Here is a 17,231-nt window from a genome sequence, read left to right on the forward strand (position 1 = left end):
GACCACCCGAACCGGCGTCGGAGCGGTCACGTTCATCGCTGCTCGTTCGGCCTGCTGCCTTGCCGGAGCCGGTTCGAACAGCGCAATTGCTCCGGCCAAGACGCCACAGCACAGCGTCACCGTCGCCAGCAGAACTATGTTTCGGTTTTCTTCTCTGATGCGCATGGGCCGACAACCGTCGAGGCCAGCGACCGGTTCCGGCTTTCCACACCCTGGCTCGCGTCGCGGAACAGGCTGAAGCTTACACGAAGCTTACGGCGGAAGCCTAAATGGTTAGTTTTCCGTAAGGCCCCTGGACAATTAGCATCAAATTCTTAACGCCAGGCGGTTCCAATGCACGGTGCTGGGAATATGCATCGGAAAATCATTGGGGCGGCTGCAATGAGCGTTTTGAACAATCTGAAAATCGTGTGGAAGGTCGCGCTGATCGTGGCCGTGATGGGCTTTGCCATGGTCGCCGTCGCGGGCTTTGGCACGCGCGAACTCTCGGCGACGGTCGACGGCTTCGCCGAGCTCTCCGCCGCGCAATCCTCGGCGCTCAACCTGACGCGGGCCCAGCGCCGCGCAGAGACCTATCATGCAGCGCTCTATGCGGTCTTCACCGAGGCGACGGAGGCGGGCAACGCCAACCGCCTCAAGACCGCGACCCAGAACCGCGACGAGATCCGTCAATTCCTGGAGGCGGCGGAGCAGGATGATCAGGCGCGTGCGAGCCAGATCAAGAGCATCGGCGACCAGTTGAAAGCCGTGTTCGCCGGCTGCGATCCGGTGCTGAAGGCAGGCTCGCTGGCAAGCAGCCCCGAAGAGAATGCCAAGGCAGCCGAACGTGCGCACAAGGAGTGCGATCCGGTGATGGATGCGGCTCTGGGGCGCATTGCCCAGTTCGTGGGCGAGACCGCACAGGCGGTCGCCAAGCGCAAGGACGCCATCAACCGCGACGCCAAATCCGCGACCTGGACCGTGATCGGCGTCAGCGCCGGTGGCCTGATCCTGGGTATCGCGATCGCACTGTTCATCGGCCTCACGGCGATGTCCCGGCCGATCGCCCGCCTTAAGCTCGCCATGGAGGGCCTTGCCCGCAACGACCTCAAGACCGAGGTGCCCGAGAAGGACCGGCGCGACGAGATCGGCGACATGGCGAAGACGGTCGAAATCTTCAAAACCAACGGGATCGAGGTCGAGCGCCTCAAGGCTTCGCAGGTCGAAATTGAGAAGCAGGCCGCCGATCAGCGCAAGCGCGACATGGTCAACCTTGCCGACGGCTTTGAGCGCGCGGTCGGCGAGATTATCGAGACGGTAGGCTCGGCGTCCACCGAGCTCGAAGCGTCGTCCTCGACGCTGGCCACCACCGCGCAGCGCGCGCAGGAGCTGACCTCGGTCGTCGCGGTTGCCTCGGGTGAAGCCACGGGCAACGTGCAGTCGGTTGCGACCGCCACGGAGGAGCTGTCCTCCTCGGTCAACGAGATCAGCCGGCAGGTGCAGGAATCCGCGCGGATGGCGGGCGAGGCCGTCACCCAGGCCCGTACCACGACGGTGCGCGTCAGCGAACTCTCGGTTGCGGCGACGCGCATCGGCGACGTCGTCGAGCTGATCAACACCATTGCCGGCCAGACCAACCTTCTGGCGCTCAACGCCACGATCGAGGCGGCACGTGCCGGCGAGGCCGGCCGCGGCTTCGCGGTCGTCGCCTCCGAGGTGAAGACGCTGGCCGAGCAGACCGCGAAAGCGACCGGAGAGATCAGCCAGCAGATTTCCGGCATCCAGACCGCGACCCAGGAATCCGTCAACGCGATCCGCGACATCTCCGCGACGATCGAGCGGCTGTCGGAAGTGTCCTCGACTATCGCCGCGGCGGTCGAGGAGCAGGGCGCCGCGACCCAGGAGATCTCGCGCAACGTGCAGCAGGCCGCCCACGGCACCCAGCAGGTCTCCGCCAACATCGCCGACGTGCAGCGCGGTGCGGCCGAGACCGGCTCGGCCTCCTCGCAAGTGCTTTCCACCGCCAAGATGCTGGCGACCGACAGCAACCGGCTGAAGGATGAAGTCGGAAAATTCCTCCGCACGGTGCGCGCCGCCTAAGTCAGCGCGGCGGCTTTCGTCCGCCGCGCCGCGCACTCATCGCGCCAGCAGAAATCCCATGGCGAATGCGAACAGCACGGCCGTCATGACGACGGCCGCCGCCGCGCCGGCGGCGATCCTGGCCTTCTCTTTGGTTGTGGTGGAGCGCATGGGGGCGGGACGCGACAGATGATGTAAGCAGGTTCGCTTGCGGACCATTTCGGACCGCTCGCTTTGCCTGTATAGTGCGGCTGCGCCGGAATTCACATCCCGCCCATGATCTCCAAGCGTCCACCCGTGCTCGCCCATGAGCGGTTCGCCGCCGACCGCGATAATTTCGCGGGCCTCGATCTCGCCGCGCGGTTCGAGCGGATCGAGCAGACCAACCTGTGGGGCGCGGCCAGCTCGGTGTCGGGCCTCGGCTCCGAGGACCCCGCGACCGCCGCGATCGGCGAGGCGCTTCCTGCACTGCTGCAACGGCTCGGCGCGCGCTCGCTGCTCGATGCGCCCTGTGGCGACGCGGGCTGGATCGGCCGCATGAAGCTCGAGATCGACTATACCGGCATCGATATCGTGCCGTCGCTGATCGCGGCCAACAGCGAGCGCGCGGCCCGCGGAGAACTCGTCGGCCGCTTCCGCGTTGCCGACATCACGCGCGATGCGCTGCCGAAAGCCGACGTCATTCTTTGCCGGGATTGTCTGGTCCATTTGAGTTTTCACAACATCGTCCGCGCCGTCGCGAACTTTCGCGCCAGCGGCGCGGATTTCCTGCTGGTCACGACGTTTCCCGAATGGGACGGCAATCGCGATTGCGAGGACGGCGACTGGCGCGCCTTGAACATGGAGAGGGCGCCGTTCAACTGGCCGGCCCCTTGCGAGCTGATCAACGAGCGCTGCGAGGAGGGCGGCGGCGGCTGGCGCGACAAGAGCCTCGGGCTGTGGCAGCTCGATCAATTGTAGCGGGATAGCGCTGCGCTTCATCCGAACTGCAGGACCAACGAGGGAGGAGTGGATCGCGATGATCAATGCCCAATGCAGGTGCGGCGCTCTCGCGCTGTCGCTTCCAGGACCATCCAGCCTCGTCGTCGCCTGTCATTGCGTCGACTGCCAGCGTCGAACGGGCGCGCCGTTCGGTGTCGGCGCGTTCTATCCGGCGGAGGCCGTCACGATCTCGGGGACGTCGAAGGAATACGTCCGGACAGCCGCAAGCGGCGGCAACGTCCGCAGCTATTTTTGTCCTGAGTGCGGTTCGACGGTCTACTGGAAGGCCGACAATCTGCCGGCGATGATCGGCGTTGCCGTCGGCGCGATCGCGGCTCCAAATTTCCCAGCTCCGATCAAGTCGGTTTTCGAGCGGTCGAAACATGCCTGGGTGGAAATCCCTAGCGTTGAGCACTTCCGGCAAAGCAGCGCGACGAAGCATTCGACATGAGCGTTGCGCTCAAAAGCTGGTGCCGGCTGAGGGGATTGAACCCCCGACCTTCGGTTTACAAAACCGCTGCTCTACCGCTGAGCTAAGCCGGCGACGCCTGGAGAAGCGGGGCAGGGCCGGCGTATGCCGGGGCTGTCCGCCCATGCGGGCGCAATACCAGACTTGACCGGAAAGTGCCAGAACCCGCGATCCTCGATGCAGACATGAATCAGGCGGCCCGAAGGCCGCCTGATCTGTCGCATTCGGTTCAAACGGCCTTACTGGCAGATGTGCCGGCGGCCGTCGTCGCCCTTGAACCAGGTGCCGGGCGTGCAGACGAAGCCGTTGCGCTGGGCGTAGCTGCGGGTGTCCCAGCCGCGGTTGTCCCAAGAATTATTCCACGAATTATCCCAGCCATTATCGTAGGCGTAGGCGTCGTTCGTGGCACGGAACGGGGCGGTTGCGATGGCGCCTGCAGTCCCGATGGCTGCGCCGGCCACGCCAGCGGCTGTTCCGACCGCGCCAGCGGCGACGTCGGTTGGCCAGAAGCCGGTGCGGCTCCTGTTCCAGTCGGTATTCCAATCGCCGTTGTTGGTCTGGCGATAGGACACGCGACGATGCCGATAGCCGCTATCGGTGTACGGATTTCCCGGTCCGACGTTCTGGCAGTTGGCGTTGGGGAATTGCGCCGCGCAACGGCCGGGATTGGTGATCACGGCCTGCGCCATGGCAGAGCCTGCCACCAGGGTCGCCGCAATCGCCGTGGCTCCGAGAAGTTTGATGTTCATGATTGTTTGGCTCCCGTTTTGTTGACGGGGGCTAAACGCCGAGGACGCCGGACGTTCCGCTGAAACCGGCGGATTTTCGTCAACGATAGTCAAACGGAAGTGAGCACGCGCCATGGTTCCGGACTGCAGGATCCGGCGACGTTAATGCTTCGCTAGTTCGCCTTGCAGCATTTGAGTGGCGCGCAATCCTTACACATTAGGCTTACCGGCAATTGGTGAGAGGGCCTTAACCCTCTCTGCGTCGCCATCGGGTAGGTTGTCGCCGGACAAATGGGATCTCCTCATGCGCGCTGTGGCGCTCGCTGCCTTTCTGATCGGACTGCCCGCGACGGCGTTTGCCGGCGGCGGCTTCGATATCGTCGTTCCCGGCCGGCCGGGCGTGCCGATCATCATCAACAATATCGACGCGTCCTATACCGTGATCGAGGGGACCTGGGGCCTGGGGAAAAACGTCCAGGTGCAGCCCACGATCTATGGCGGGCGCTATGTCGCCGAGCGCCAGCCCAGCGACGTCGGCCATTACTACCCGACGCTGGGCCTGCGGCCCGGCTATGGCCGGCTCGAGGTCGAGCCGCCTGCGAACCGCAAATTGCCGAAGCCCGCCGAGAGTTATTACCAGAGCTGGGGCGCGCAATCGGCGCCGCTGCCGCCGCAGATGGACGTGCCGGTCAATCCGCCGCCGGTGATCCTCGCGCCTGACATCAACGACTATCCGCGGCGTCCTCGACCGCGGCCGCGTGCAGAGATACCCGGCAGGCCGCCGGGTTAAGAAACGACAAAATCCAAAAAACGAAAATCAACAGGAGAGAGTAATGCGTCAGATGATTTCGGGACTGGTCGCGGCGGCTGCCGCGATGTTCGTCGCTACCGCGCCCGCCGCTGCCTGCGGCTTCAATCCGTGCCAGCCGGTCGCGCCGGTCTATTCCGGCTGCAACACCGGCTGCGGTGGCTATGGGGCCGGCTACGGCTATGGCTACGGCGCCTATGAGCGTCTCGCCGAGCCCACCACGCAGTATTATCACGTCAACCAGGGCCCGACCTACACCGGCCCGGGCGCCTTCGCGCCGTATCCGACCTACCGTGAAGACGCGGTGGTTGCGCCCGCCAATTACGGCTACGGCCATCGCTATGGAAATGGCTATGGCTACGGAAACGGCTACGGTTATGGTGCCGCCGCGGTCGCAACCGGCGCCTATCATCGTCCTTACTATCGTCCGTATCGCTACGGCTACGGCCCGCGCGCCGGCTATCTGCCGCGCACGCACTATGGCTACGGCCCGCGCTACGGCTACGCTCATCGCGCCGCTCCCTATTACGGCGGCCATCGCGCGCTGCGCCGCTACTACTGATCTCTGATCGGTTGAACCGACGAAACGCCCGTCTGCGCGATGCGGACGGGCGTTTTGTTTTGTCGGAGCCATGTTCCGATGAAATCGGAACGCGGCTCTAGCGTTTATTTTGACGCGTTTTCTTTACTCGAACCGGTATCCCCTCCGCTCGAAAACGCTCTCTAGCGCTTCATCAGCCCGAGCCGGCTGGCGCCGACATAGAGCGAGAGCACGGCGGCATTCGAGACGTTGAGGCTCTTGATCTGTCCGGGCATGTCGAGCCGCGCCACGACGCTGCAGGTCTCGCGTGTCAATTGCCGCAGGCCCTTGCCTTCCGCGCCCAGCACCAGCGCGAGCGGTTCGCGCAGGGTGACCTCGGAGAGATCCGCGCTGCCTTCACTGTCCAGCCCGACGGTCTGGAAGCCGAGCTCGTTCAGCGTGGTCAGTGCGCGGGCGAGGTTTTGCACCGTCACCATCGGGACCAGCTCCAGCGCGCCGGAGGCGGCCTTGGCCAGCACGCCGGTCGCTTCCGGACTGTGACGCGCGGTGGTGACGATCGCCTTCACCGCGAAGGCCGCCGCCGAGCGCAGGATGGCGCCGACATTGTGCGGATCGGTGATCTGGTCGAGCACCAGCACCATGCCGTCCTGCTCCAGATCCTCGATGTCGGGCGAAGGCAGGGGATCGGCCTCGGCGAGCAGGCCCTGGTGCACGGCGTCGGGCGACAGCAGCCGGTCGATCTCCTGGGGCCGGACGATCTCGGGCGTGACCGGCATTGCGATGTTCTCGTCCGCCAGACGCCTTGCAGCGTTCTCGGTCAGCGTCAGCTTGCGGATCTGCCGCTGGGGGTTGGCGAGCGCCATGGTGACGGTGTGCCAGCCATAGAGGATGACAGGCCCGTCGGTGTCCGAGTCGCGATCGCGCCGGGCCGGGCGACCGGCCGATTTTCCGGGCCTGTTGAAGGGCTTAGACCCGCCGCGGGGCCCCCTCGGGTTGAATTTTCGATCCTTCATGGGCTCGCTTGTGTCACGGGTTCCGGAATATGGCAATTTGGGTGGCTTCGGGGGCGATTTTAGCTGTTCGCCTCGGTTGACTTTACCCCATCGCTTCGCCGATAACCGCGCCCGGTCGCGTCCCCATCCGGGCTGTTGCGGCTTCTTGTTTCATGGCCGTCTTCGGTCGCCGGAAAGGTCCGGCCCGATTGTGCTGCCGTCAAACGGGGGAGTGTCCCGAGTGGCAAAGGGAGCTGACTGTAAATCAGCCGTCTTATGACTTCGAAGGTTCGAGTCCTTCTTCCCCCACCATCCTTCGCTCGCTTCGCGAGCTACGGCTGGGCAAGCCAGCCCAGATCAGCATCACGCGAAGCTAACGAAGGCTACCGCTCCGTAGCCTAAAGGCGCAGGGCAGCTTTCGCAGCGCGCAAGTCACCCCATCATCTCCCGCACCATCGGCACCACCTTCCGCCCATAGAGCTCGATGCTCTTCATCAGCTTCTCGTGCGGCAGCGGGCCCGCCGAATACTTCAGCTGAAAGCGCGAAATGCCGAGTGCCTTTGCCGTCTTGGCGATCTTGCGCGCGACCGTCTCCGGCGAGCCGACATAGAGCGAACCGTGCTCGGCCTCGTTCACGAACTCGTCGCGGCCCATCGGTGGCCAGCCGCGTTCCTTGCCGATGCGGTCGCGCATCGCCTTGTAGTCGGGCCATAGCTCTTCGCGCGCCTGTTCGTCGGTCTCGGCGACATAGCCGGGCGAGTGCACACCGATCGGCTGTGCCGGGCGGCCGAACTCCCTAAACGCGCGATGATAGAGATCGAGGAAGGGCGCGAAGCGCGCGGGATCGCCGCCGATGATCGCGAGCATCAAGGGCAGGTCGTAATGCGCCGCGCGCACCACCGATTGCGGACTGCCGCCGACGCCGATCCAGGTCTTCAACGTGCCGTTCTCGACCGGGGGATAGACCAGCTGATCCTTCAGGGGCGGACGCAGCTTGCCTTCCCAGGTCAGCGGCTTCTGCGACAGCAGTGCAGCGAACAGATCGAGCTTCTCTTCGAACAGAGCTTCGTAAGCCCGCAGGTCGAAGCCGAACAGCGGAAAAGATTCGGTGAACGAGCCGCGGCCGAGGATCACCTCGGCGCGCCCGTTCGAGAGCGCGTCGAGCGTCGCGAAGCGCTGGAAGACGCGGATCGGATCGTCCGAGCTCAGCACCGTCACGGCCGAGCCGAGATGGATGCGCTTGGTCCGCGACGCGATGGCGGCCAGCACGGTCTCAGGGGAGGAGATCGCGAAGTCGGCGCGGTGATGTTCGCCGAGGCCGATGAAGTCGAGGCCGAGGTCGTCGGCCAGCACTGCCTCGTCGACGACGTTGCGGATCACCTGCGCGTGCGGAAGCATTGCGCCGGAGGCGTCCCTCGTGACGTCGCCAAACGTGTCCAGTCCGAATTCAAGCGGTGCGGTCATTGATGAGGTCTCTGCGGGCGCGGCTTGTGCGCCTGTCACTGGGTGAGGGGATTTCTTTGGGTTGGAGGTAAGCAGTGGCGACCGGTGCAACAATGCTGCTTCGAGAAACCCATTGTTTCCGCTTTTTCATGGTGTCGGGTCTCGCCGCCCGCGGCTTCAGTCGGACCTGGCGAACATCTCGACCAGGGTCTCGCGCAGCCAGCGCTGCGCTGGCACGGTGTCGTTGCGCTGGTGCCAGAACAGGCTGACGATGCGGGGCGGGGCCTTGAGCGGAAGCGGCATCGCGTGCAGGAACGGCGCGTGCCGGGATTGCGAGCGCAAATCGCTCGGCAGCACGGCGATCAGGTCGGACTGGCGCACGACCTCGTAGGCGGCGCTGTAGTGATTGACGGTCGCGACCAGGTTGCGCGACAGGCCGCGCGATGCGAGGAAGAGGTCGTAGGACGGCAAGGTCTTGCCGGCGAGGCTCACATCGACATGACCCGCGTTGAGGAAGCTGCGCGTGCTCAGCCGCTTCACCGCCGCGAGGGGATGACCGCGCCGCATGAAGCAGGCGTAGTCGACGGTCCACAGCGAGCGCGAGCGGATGGCGGCCGGCTGCTGCGCCTCGTTGACATAGACGCTGAGCACGCAATCAACGCGATTGTCTTCGAGCTGGTCGGCGATCTCCACAACGGTGTTGGGGACGGTATGGATTCGTGCCTTCGGCGCGACACTGCCGAAATGGTTCAGCAGGTTCGGCATCACCAGCGAGGCGACGTAATCCGACATCGACAGGCTGAACTCGGTCTGCGCACGGCGCGGATCGAACACCTGCTCGTCGAGCGCGCCGCGAACGGTTTCAAGCGCTTCGCCGATCGGCTCCCACAGCACCACGGCGCGCTGGGTCGGACGGATGCCGGTGCCGGACCTGACGAACAGGGGATCGCCGAGCGAATCGCGCAGGCGTGCGAGCGCGTTGCTGACCGCCGGCTGCGTCATCAGAAGCGCGTTGGCGGCCCGCGTGACGCTGCCCTCGGTCATCAGGGCCTCGAAGACTTTCAGCAGGTTGAGGTCGAGCGTTCGGAACGACAGAACATTCACCATAGTGATGTACTAGATCATGATTATAAATTATGACGATAATATCTCCTTGTCTATGGTTCCCTCGGGAAAGAGCGGAGTGCCGGGCCGCCAGACAGAGGGGACTTTCATGTCGATGATTTCGGCGCGCATCGAGCGCCTTCCATTTGCGCGCTTCCACACGCATCTGCTGCTGATGGGCGGGCTCGGCTACATGTTCGACGCGATGGACGCGGCCGTGCTGGCGTTCATCCTGCCGGTGCTGCGCACGACCTGGAATCTGTCGAGCATCCAGATCGGCGTGCTCGGCAGCAGCACCTATATCGGCTTCCTGTTCGGCGCGCTGCTGGCGGGCACGCTGGGTGACCTGATAGGCCGTCGTGCGGTGATGATGTCGGCGCTGGCGCTCTACTGCGTCGCATCCATCGTCAGCGCAGCGGCGGACGACTGGTCGTCCTTCTTCGCCGCACGCGTCGTCGCGGGCATGGGGACCGGCGCCGAAAGCGCGATCATCGCGCCTTATCTCGCCGAGTTCGTGGCGCGGCGCTACCGGGGCAGTTTCACGGGCGCGCTGGCCGGATTTTTCTCCTTCGGTTTCGTCGCGGCAGCCTTGCTCGGCTATTTCATCGTGCCCGCCTCTGAGAACGGGTGGCGCATCGTTCTGGTGATCACCGCGGTGCCGGTCGTCATGCTGCTGTGGTGGCGCAGGGCGCTGCCGGAATCGCCGCGCTGGCTGGAAAGCCGGGGCCGGGAGAAGGAAGCCGAAGCCGTGCTGGACAGGATCGAGGCCGGCTTTGCGAGCCGAGGCCATGTCCTGCCGCAACCGGTCGTCGAAGCCACGGCGCCTGCCGGGACTGGTGGGACGCTGCTTGCCAATTTCGCCGCGCTCCTCGCCGGCCGTCAGGCGCGCATCACCATCATGACCTGGATCATGTGGCTTGCGATCACGTTCAGCTACTATTCCTTCTTCGTCTGGATCCCCGGCCTTCTGGTCCAGAACGGCATGAGCATCACCAAGAGCTTCGCCTATTCGATCGCGATCTACTGCGCGCAGATTCCCGGCTATTTCAGCGCCGCGTATTTCAACGAGCGCATCGGCCGACAGGCGACGATCGCCTCCTACATGGTGCTCGGCGGCGCCAGCGCGCTCGGGCTTGCTTTCGCGCAGAGCGACCAGCACATCATGGTGGCGGGAATTTTGCTGTCCTTCTTCATGAACGGCACCTATGCGGGCGTTTATGCCTATACCGCCGAGGTATTTCCGACGGCGGTCAGAACCACCGGCGCCGGGCTCGCCTCCGCGATCGGCCGCATCGGTGCGATCGTCTCGCCGATCCTGGTCGGCTATCTCTATCCCAATTTCGGCTTCGCCGGCGTGTTCGGCTTGACCACAAGTGTGCTGCTGATCGGTGCGCTCACCGTGGTGGTGATGGGCGTGCCGACGCGCGGCCGTTCGCTGGAAGAGATTGCGGCGGGTGAAGTCGCATGAGGGAGACGAAACGCCGGTCCGATCCGTTGCTCTGCGCCGTGGCGGCCGCGCAGGGCGGGGCGGATCAGCCCGAGGCTCTGTTCTCGGCGCTGGACGAGGCCTTGAAATCGGCGATCGGGCATAAGCTGTTCACGATCCTGACCTATGACGACGACACAAGGGAAGCAGCGCGCGTGTATTCCAATCTCGCCGGACCTTACCCGGCGGGCGGACGCAAGCGCCTGGCGCAGGGGCCGTGGACCGAGGCCGTGCTCGACCGCGGCGAGGCCTATATCGGCCGCACCCGGGACGATCTGCGCGAGGTGTTTTCCGATCACGAGCTGATCGCTTCGCTCGGCTGCGAAAGCGTGCTCAACATGCCCGTGCGCTGGCGCGGGCGCACGCTCGGCTCGCTCAATCTGCTCCATGAGGCAGGCTGGTACGGCGAGGACGATGTCGCTGCGTGCCTTCCATTCGCCCAGCTGGCCTTGCCCGCGCTGCTCACCCAGTCCTGATAAGACAGGAAGTCGTCATGTCCCGTGTGCTCTTCAAGAACGCCGCTCTGCTCGATCCGCTTCAGGCGGACCTCCTGGAGGGACATCACGTGCTGGTCGAGGACAATCTGATCAAGGAGGTCTCCGATCGGCCGCTCCAGGTGGAAGCCGACCGCACCGTCGATCTCAAGGGCAAGACGCTGATGCCCGGCCTGATCGACCTGCATGTGCATGCGATCGCCGTCGAGCTCAATCTGGCGCAGCAGGTACACATGCCGAACGTGCTGGTGACGCTGCGCTCGACCCTGCTGCTGCGCGGCATGTTGCGGCGGGGCTTCACCACCGTGCGCGACGCCGGCGGCGCCGGCCACGCACTGAAGCAGGCGATCGAGACCGGTCTCACCGACGGTCCGCGGCTGTTCGTCTCGGGACGCGCGCTCAGCCAGACCGGCGGGCACGGCGACATGCGGGCCCGCTCGGACTACCTCGCCAGCGACGCACCGTGCCCCTGCTGCGTGCGTGTCGGCGCGCTGGCACGCGTTGCCGATGGTGTCGACGGTGTGCGCAGGGCGGCGCGCGAGGAGCTGCAGATGGGGGCGGACCAGATCAAGATCATGGCTTCCGGCGGCGTCGCTTCGCCGACCGATCCGGTCGGTGCCTTCGGCTACTCCGAGGACGAGATCCGCGCCATCGTCGAGGAGGCGCGCGGGCGTCAGACTTATGTGCTGGCCCACGCCTACACCGCTGCCGCGATCGAACGCGCCGTGCGCTGCGGGGTACGCACCATCGAGCACGGCAACCTGGTCGATGCTCCGACCGCGCAGCTGATGGCCGAGAAGGGCGCCTATGTGGTGCCGACGCTCGTCACCTACGAGGCGCTGGCCAACGAGGGCGCCCAATATGGCCTGCCGCCCGAGAGCGTTGCCAAGATCGCCGATGTCCGCGACGCCGGCCTGCGTTCGCTCACGATCTACCGCGACGCCGGCGTGAAGATGGGGTTCGGCAGCGACCTGCTCGGGCCGTCGCAGCGTCTGCAGAGCGACGAATTCCGCATCCGCGCCGAAATTCTCGGGCCGCGCGCCGTCATCGCCAGTGCGACATTGGTCGGCGCCGAGGTGCTCGGCATGGAGGGCAAGCTCGGTCGCATCATGCCCGAATCCATTGCGGACCTGCTGGTGGTCGACGGCAATCCGCTCCGCGACGTGGCCTGCCTGCTCGGCCAGGGCGAGCACATTCCGCTGGTGATGAAGGCAGGCAAGGTCCAGTTCGACCGGCTGGGCGCCTAGCGCCACATTCCCCGCATCCGCGCCCCGATGTCGACCTTCGGGCCCTGCGCGGCCGTGCGGGCCGCGCCGGCGGCGGCCTTCGGCCAGGCGGTGCGCTCGAACAGATAGACGAGCTGCTCGGGGATGAAGCGGGTGCGCGAGGCGTAGACGTGGCGATCGCCCTTGGCGGCCTGGCCATGGGTGAAGAAGCGCTGCGGCACTACCAGGTGCAGATCGTCCTTGGCGCGCGTCATCGCGACATAGAGCAGGCGGCGTTCCTCCTCGAGCTCGGCGCTGGTGCCGGCGCCGAGATCCGACGGCATGCAGCCGTCGACGACGTTGAGCACGAAGACCGATTTCCACTCCTGGCCCTTTGCCGAGTGGATGGTCGAGAGGATCAGATAGTCCTCGTCGCGCAAGGGTGGCCCGGATTTGTCGCTGGTCGCGTCCGGCGGGTCGAGCGTGAGCTCGGTCAGGAATTTCTCGCGCGAGGCGTAGCCGCTTGCGATCTGCTCGAGCTGCATCAGATCGGCGCGGCGCGTTTCCGAATCCTCGTGCAGGCGATCGAGATGCGGTTCGTACCAGAGCCGCACGCGTTCGAGATCGGTCGGCCATTCCGAATAGCGCAAATTTTCGATGGTGCGGACGAAGCCGGTCCAGTCCGCGCCGGTGCGCGGCGGCACCGGGAGCTGGCCGAGCGCGGCGAGCGGATCGGAGCTCTCCGCCATCTGGTCGAGCACACGCTGCGCCGTCGCAGGTCCGATGCCCGGCAACAGATGCAGGATGCGAAAGCCGGCGACGCGGTCGCGCGGATTCTCGGTGAAGCGCAGCAGCGCCAGCACGTCCTTGACATGCGCGGCGTCGAGAAACTTGAGCCCGCCGAACTTGACGAAGGGAATGTTGCGGCGGGTGAGCTCGATCTCGAGCGGGCCCGAATGCGAGGACGTCCGGAACAGCACCGCCTGGTGCTTCAACAGCGCGCCTTGCTCGCGGTTGGCCAGCACCTCCTCGACGATGTAACGGGCCTGGTCGGCCTCGTCGTGCACGGTGACGAGCTGTGGTTTTTGCGTGGCGGCGCGGTCGGTCCAGAGGTTCTTTGTGAAGCGCTCGCGGGCCAGGCCGATGACGCCGTTGGCCGCCGCCAGCACCGGTTGCGTCGAGCGGTAATTGCGGTCGAGCGTGATCATCTCGGCGCGGGGCGAGAAGCTCTGCGGAAAATCCAGGATGTTGCGGACAGTGGCGGCGCGGAACGAATAGATCGACTGCGCGTCGTCGCCGACGACGGTCAGGCCGCGTCCGTCCGGCTTCAGCGCCAGCAGGATCGAGGATTGCAGGCGGTTGGTGTCCTGATATTCATCGACCAGTACATGATCGAAGCGGCCGCCGATTTCGTCCGCGATCGTCGCATCGCTCATCATCTGCGACCAGTAGAGCAGGAGGTCGTCGTAATCGAGCACGTGCTGGGCCTGCTTGGCCTCGACATAGGCCGCGAACAGGCCCTTCAGCTCGGCCGCCCAGCCTGCGCACCAGGGATAGTGCGCCCCCAACACCTTCTCGATCTCCATCTCGGCATTGACGCAGCGGGAGTAGATCGACAGGCAGGTGCCTTTGGCGGGAAAGCGGCTCTCCGTCTTCGACAATCCGCGCTCGTGCCGGACCAGGTTCATCAGGTCGGCGGAATCCTCGCGGTCGTGGATGGTGAAGGCAGGATCGACACCGATCCGCTCGGCATATTCGCGCAGCAGCCGTGCGCCGATGCCGTGGAAGGTGCCGGCCCAGGCGAGCGCGTCGCGCATGATCGCGGCATTGTTCTCGCCGAGCACTTTTCGGGCGATGCGCTCGACCCGGCCGGCCATCTCGGCCGCGGCGCGGCGCGAGAACGTCATCAAAAGGATGCGGCGCGGATCGCTGCCGGCGACGATCAGGTGCGCGACGCGATGGGCCAGCGTATTGGTCTTGCCGGAGCCCGCACCGGCGATGACGAGCAGGGGCCCGCCCACGGTCGCGCCATCGGCCACGCCATGCTCCACGGCGCGGCGCTGCTCCGCATTGAGCGTGTCCAGATATGTCGCCACGAATCGCCCCGGTGAAACAGCCAGAGTCGGCGATCCCGCTGCGAATCGCAATGCGTCTGGACGGGACCGATGTTAAGACCTAGGGACAAGACGGCCCCAGGTTCCATTCCGAAAAGCGCGCCCCCCGGCATGACCGAGCTCAAATCCGACCAGTTCGAGATGCGGCGGCTGGAATCGCTCAGCAACACCATCTTTGGCGTCGCCATGACGCTGCTCGCCTACGACCTGCCCAGGGCCGCGGTCTTCACCAGCGCGCCCGACTGGAACGATCTCGCCCGGGTCTATTCCGGCAAGCTCGCGGGTCTCGCGCTCAGCTTCATCATCGCCGGCGTGTTCTGGATCAGTCATCACCGGCGGCTGGCGCGCCAGCCCGTCGGCAGCCGCGGCGCGGTGATCCTCAATCTGTTCTTCCTGCTGTCGATCGTGCTGCTGCCGGTGACCAACGGCCTCTACACCAACTACCCCATGAGCAGTGCGGTCGCCGTGCTGTACGGGCTGCACCTGACTGCGATCGCCGGCCTCAATGCCTGGCTGTGGTGGAGGATCCTGGGCGGCTGGCGCCACGAGATCATGGCCTCGCTGTTTCCGCTGCTGGTGTTTATCCCGGGCACGGTCGTTGCGACGTTCGCGCCGCAAGTCGCGCCGTTCGTGTGGTTCATCGCCTTCGGCGGCCTGCTGATCCGGCGCTTCTATGTCGGGCCGACCGGGCCGAACACATAGGCTTGCCGTTCATTCGCCGGAGGGCGGCGCGCCGAACCCGTCGGCCGGCACGTAAAGCTTGACCGGGCGGATTTCATAGACCGCGGACGGATTGACCTGGCGCAGCGTCCGCGCGGCCGCGATGGCCTCCTCATCCGTGTCGTATTCGACGAGGTGGAAGCCCAGAAGCTGCTCCTTGGTCTCGGCAAACGGGCCGTCCAGCACCACGCCCGCGCCGGGGCCACGCAAGGTGCGGGCCTTTCGCGTCCCATCCAGGCGGGCGGCCGGGCCGAAATGTCCGCTTGCTCGGAGGGGCGCCTGAACCTCGATGACTTTGGCCACGACCGCGGCGTCCTTCTCGGGCGTCCAGGACAAGATCTCGTCTTCCACGTGATAGGCCAGGATGGCGTAAAGCATCGTCACCTCGTTGATTTTCGCTGCGCGCGTCCAAAGGACGTATCACCACCGTCGCGGCCGACAATGGGGCTGGAGAAAATATTGCGTCGCGGGTCCGGCGACGAAACCTTCCCGAAACCCGATTGCGGCCGAAAGGTGTGAACGCAGCCCGAATGCGGCGCGACTGATGGCCACCAAGAACACTTCGGAGGCGGCCATGTCGACCATCAAGATCATCTGCGACGCGCGTCGGGCGGGAAAGTCGGACGCTGCGGATCTGCATGACCAGAGCGGCCACCACCGCTATTACGGCAGCTCGGCCGAGAGCGGCGGCGAGCGCATCGTCGAAAGCAGGCGCGGCAAGCGCCCGCGCGCAATGAGCGTTTGCGGTTTCTAAGCCCAACGCTTGCGAAACATCCTGTGACCATGAACGTCGTGCAGATATCGATCGCCGCGATGCCGTTCCTGCTCTCGCTCGCGAGCAGGTCCGGCAAGGCGATCGCGCCATGTCTGCTTGCGGGCATCTTCACTGTGCTGCTCGGCAGCGAGCCGCCGCGGGCGGCCATGGCCTGGTGCGTCGGGCTGTTGATCGCCGCGGTAGCGCTGCGGGAGCGGCTTCGCACGACCTGAGCCGTCGAGCCGCCCTCATGATTCCAAAAGAAAAGGCGCGGCGGGGAGGCCCCGTCGCGCCCGATTCTTGCTCGCTGGTCCAGGGCTGAGAGCGCCCCGATGCCAAGCCTTTCTTCAAAGCTTAGCGGGCGATCCCAGCGAGGTGACAGCGCTTGGTAAGAGACACTGGATCACCTCCTTTCGTTGGTTGCGGAAGATTTCAATATAGGCGGCAATTCCGGTGTTGTTAAGGGGAGGCGGGTCGGGAGGAACCAGCGGCCGTTCGCAAGGCCGGGCGGCGCCGGAAAGTCCTCAATTGGGCAGTTGATCCTGGGTAGTTGAGACCGCCGCCCGACCGTGTTAGGGAGCCCCTGTCGCGGGTGTAGCTCAATGGTAGAGCAGCAGCCTTCCAAGCTGAATACGAGGGTTCGATTCCCTTCACCCGCTCCAATGCTTTCAAAGCTGCTGATAGCAGATGTCGGGACGAACTCTCATAGCCAGGCAAGCGACGGACAGCCTTGTTCCATACGCCGGCTTGAAATGTTGTTAACCGTCTACCGGCAGGATGCCGCTCCGAAATCGGAGGAGCACGATGTCTGATCTGGAGCAAAACATTCGCGAACGGGCGTACCAGCTGTGGGTTGAAAACGGCTGTGAGCACGGTAAGGCCGAGATGCATTGGCTAGATGCTCAGCGCGAAGTCCTTGCAGCTGCACTCGGAGGTGTGGCTCGCTTGTCGAATACCGGGAGCGGTAAGTTGAAGGCCAAGGCGAGCGCTCCCCGGAAAAAGCGGCGAGCTGCCTAGCCCAACGCTTCTTGGCCTTAGCGACCGGCGCCGAGCGCAGGCAACCCCGAGCTCAATTGGTTCGGTCGCCGCGCCTGGCCTTCTTGGGTGACGCAACACCTCGCTCCCGGCGAGACTTCGCAGGAGCTTCAGGTTCGATCCCGTTCTGCCGGTCGAACTTCCTGATCCATGATTGAATGTAGCCCGGATCATCCGGACAAAGCTGCTCAAGTAAACGAAGGTTCTGTGAGCTGCTGCCGGTTTGATGGACAGCGGGTTAAGCTAATCCCACCTTGCGCTCGAACTCAACAGGGCTGAGGTAACCGATCGTCGAGTGA

Annotated in this window: 18 protein-coding genes and 3 tRNA genes; 14 read left to right on the forward strand and 7 right to left on the reverse strand. The window is 65.1% G+C overall.

The features are described from left to right. Positions 1–381: 381 nt before the first annotated feature. The 3 genes from C7G41_RS22960 (at position 382) to C7G41_RS22970 (ending at position 3,490) form a co-directional block, all read left to right on the forward strand. Positions 382–2,079: a methyl-accepting chemotaxis protein gene (locus tag C7G41_RS22960; RefSeq protein ID WP_106944642.1), complete on the forward strand. Its 1,698-nt coding sequence runs from the start codon at positions 382–384 to the stop codon at positions 2,077–2,079. Between the two features lie 255 nt (positions 2,080–2,334). Continuing rightward, positions 2,335–3,018, forward strand: a complete 684-nt coding sequence (locus tag C7G41_RS22965) for a class I SAM-dependent methyltransferase (RefSeq protein WP_106944643.1) — start codon at positions 2,335–2,337, stop codon at positions 3,016–3,018. Positions 3,019–3,076: 58 nt separating this feature from the next. Further along, positions 3,077–3,490 carry a GFA family protein gene (locus C7G41_RS22970; protein ID WP_106944644.1) on the forward strand — a complete coding sequence of 138 codons (414 nt, stop codon included), beginning with the start codon at positions 3,077–3,079 and terminating at the stop codon, positions 3,488–3,490. 17 nt (positions 3,491–3,507) lie between these two features. Here C7G41_RS22970 and C7G41_RS22975 read toward each other — a convergent pair. After that, positions 3,508–3,582, reverse strand: a tRNA-Thr gene (locus C7G41_RS22975). Between the two features lie 165 nt (positions 3,583–3,747). After that, positions 3,748–4,257, reverse strand: a complete 510-nt coding sequence (locus C7G41_RS22980) for a hypothetical protein (protein WP_106944645.1) — start codon at positions 4,255–4,257, stop codon at positions 3,748–3,750. A 283-nt stretch (positions 4,258–4,540) separates the two neighbouring features. On the opposite strand from C7G41_RS22980, the gene C7G41_RS22985 reads away from it, so the two are divergent. Further along, entirely contained in the window at positions 4,541–5,026 is a 486-nt protein-coding gene (locus tag C7G41_RS22985) for a hypothetical protein (protein WP_106944684.1), read from the forward strand. 43 nt (positions 5,027–5,069) lie between these two features. After that, a complete protein-coding gene (locus C7G41_RS22990; RefSeq protein WP_106944646.1) occupies positions 5,070–5,606 on the forward strand; it encodes a hypothetical protein in 537 nt (178 codons plus the stop codon). 161 nt (positions 5,607–5,767) lie between these two features. On the opposite strand, the gene rlmB is transcribed toward C7G41_RS22990, so the two are convergent. Next, positions 5,768–6,598: a 23S rRNA (guanosine(2251)-2'-O)-methyltransferase RlmB gene (rlmB, locus tag C7G41_RS22995; RefSeq protein ID WP_199198553.1), complete on the reverse strand. Its 831-nt coding sequence runs from the start codon at positions 6,596–6,598 to the stop codon at positions 5,768–5,770. A gap of 205 nt (positions 6,599–6,803) precedes the next feature. On the opposite strand from rlmB, the gene C7G41_RS23000 reads away from it, so the two are divergent. Further along, positions 6,804–6,889, forward strand: a tRNA-Tyr gene (locus C7G41_RS23000). Between the two features lie 120 nt (positions 6,890–7,009). On the opposite strand, the gene C7G41_RS23005 is transcribed toward C7G41_RS23000, so the two are convergent. Both C7G41_RS23005 and C7G41_RS23010 read right to left on the reverse strand, forming a co-directional pair. Continuing rightward, entirely contained in the window at positions 7,010–8,041 is a 1,032-nt protein-coding gene (locus C7G41_RS23005) for an LLM class flavin-dependent oxidoreductase (RefSeq protein WP_106944648.1), read from the reverse strand. A 156-nt stretch (positions 8,042–8,197) separates the two neighbouring features. Next, positions 8,198–9,127 (reverse strand): LysR family transcriptional regulator, encoded by a 930-nt coding sequence (locus C7G41_RS23010; protein WP_106944649.1) that lies wholly within the window; start codon positions 9,125–9,127, stop codon positions 8,198–8,200. Between the two features lie 106 nt (positions 9,128–9,233). Here C7G41_RS23010 and C7G41_RS23015 point away from each other — a divergent pair, with 106 nt between their 5' ends. Genes C7G41_RS23015 through C7G41_RS23025 form a run of 3 tightly spaced genes read left to right on the forward strand, consistent with a single transcriptional unit; the run spans position 9,234 to position 12,351 of the window. Continuing rightward, entirely contained in the window at positions 9,234–10,592 is a 1,359-nt protein-coding gene (locus C7G41_RS23015) for an MFS transporter (protein WP_106944650.1), read from the forward strand. Further along, positions 10,589–11,086, forward strand: a complete 498-nt coding sequence (locus tag C7G41_RS23020) for a GAF domain-containing protein (RefSeq protein WP_106944651.1) — start codon at positions 10,589–10,591, stop codon at positions 11,084–11,086. The genes C7G41_RS23015 and C7G41_RS23020 overlap by 4 nt, the downstream gene beginning before the upstream one ends. A 17-nt stretch (positions 11,087–11,103) precedes the next feature. Then, on the forward strand, positions 11,104–12,351 hold the full coding sequence (locus tag C7G41_RS23025) for an amidohydrolase family protein (protein WP_106944652.1): 1,248 nt from the start codon (positions 11,104–11,106) through the stop codon (positions 12,349–12,351). Here the strand turns inward: C7G41_RS23025 and C7G41_RS23030 are convergent. Next, the gene (locus tag C7G41_RS23030; RefSeq protein WP_106944653.1) at positions 12,348–14,405 is read right to left on the reverse strand and encodes an ATP-dependent helicase; all 2,058 of its coding nucleotides are present in this window, start codon (positions 14,403–14,405) and stop codon (positions 12,348–12,350) included. The two genes, C7G41_RS23025 and C7G41_RS23030, sit on opposite strands and share 4 nt — an antisense overlap. Positions 14,406–14,534: 129 nt before the next feature. On the opposite strand from C7G41_RS23030, the gene C7G41_RS23035 reads away from it, so the two are divergent. Next, on the forward strand, positions 14,535–15,125 hold the full coding sequence (locus tag C7G41_RS23035) for a TMEM175 family protein (protein WP_106944654.1): 591 nt from the start codon (positions 14,535–14,537) through the stop codon (positions 15,123–15,125). 9 nt (positions 15,126–15,134) lie between these two features. On the opposite strand, the gene C7G41_RS23040 is transcribed toward C7G41_RS23035, so the two are convergent. After that, complete coding sequence (locus C7G41_RS23040) at positions 15,135–15,521, reverse strand: YciI family protein (RefSeq protein WP_106944655.1); 387 nt, start codon at positions 15,519–15,521, stop codon at positions 15,135–15,137. A 166-nt stretch (positions 15,522–15,687) separates the two neighbouring features. Between C7G41_RS23040 and C7G41_RS23045 the strand changes: the two genes are divergently transcribed. From C7G41_RS23045 to C7G41_RS39025, 4 genes are all read left to right on the forward strand, one after another. Further along, on the forward strand, positions 15,688–15,897 hold the full coding sequence (locus C7G41_RS23045) for a hypothetical protein (RefSeq protein WP_245446632.1): 210 nt from the start codon (positions 15,688–15,690) through the stop codon (positions 15,895–15,897). Positions 15,898–15,926: 29 nt separating this feature from the next. After that, positions 15,927–16,130: a hypothetical protein gene (locus C7G41_RS23050; protein ID WP_106944656.1), complete on the forward strand. Its 204-nt coding sequence runs from the start codon at positions 15,927–15,929 to the stop codon at positions 16,128–16,130. A gap of 355 nt (positions 16,131–16,485) precedes the next feature. Beyond that, positions 16,486–16,559: transfer RNA gene (locus tag C7G41_RS23055), tRNA-Gly, on the forward strand. Between the two features lie 142 nt (positions 16,560–16,701). Beyond that, entirely contained in the window at positions 16,702–16,914 is a 213-nt protein-coding gene (locus tag C7G41_RS39025) for a DUF2934 domain-containing protein (protein WP_158268025.1), read from the forward strand. Positions 16,915–17,231: the final 317 nt, after the last annotated feature.

It is taken from the genome of Bradyrhizobium sp. MOS002, from assembly GCF_003020115.1.
Taxonomy (GTDB): domain Bacteria; phylum Pseudomonadota; class Alphaproteobacteria; order Rhizobiales; family Xanthobacteraceae; genus Bradyrhizobium.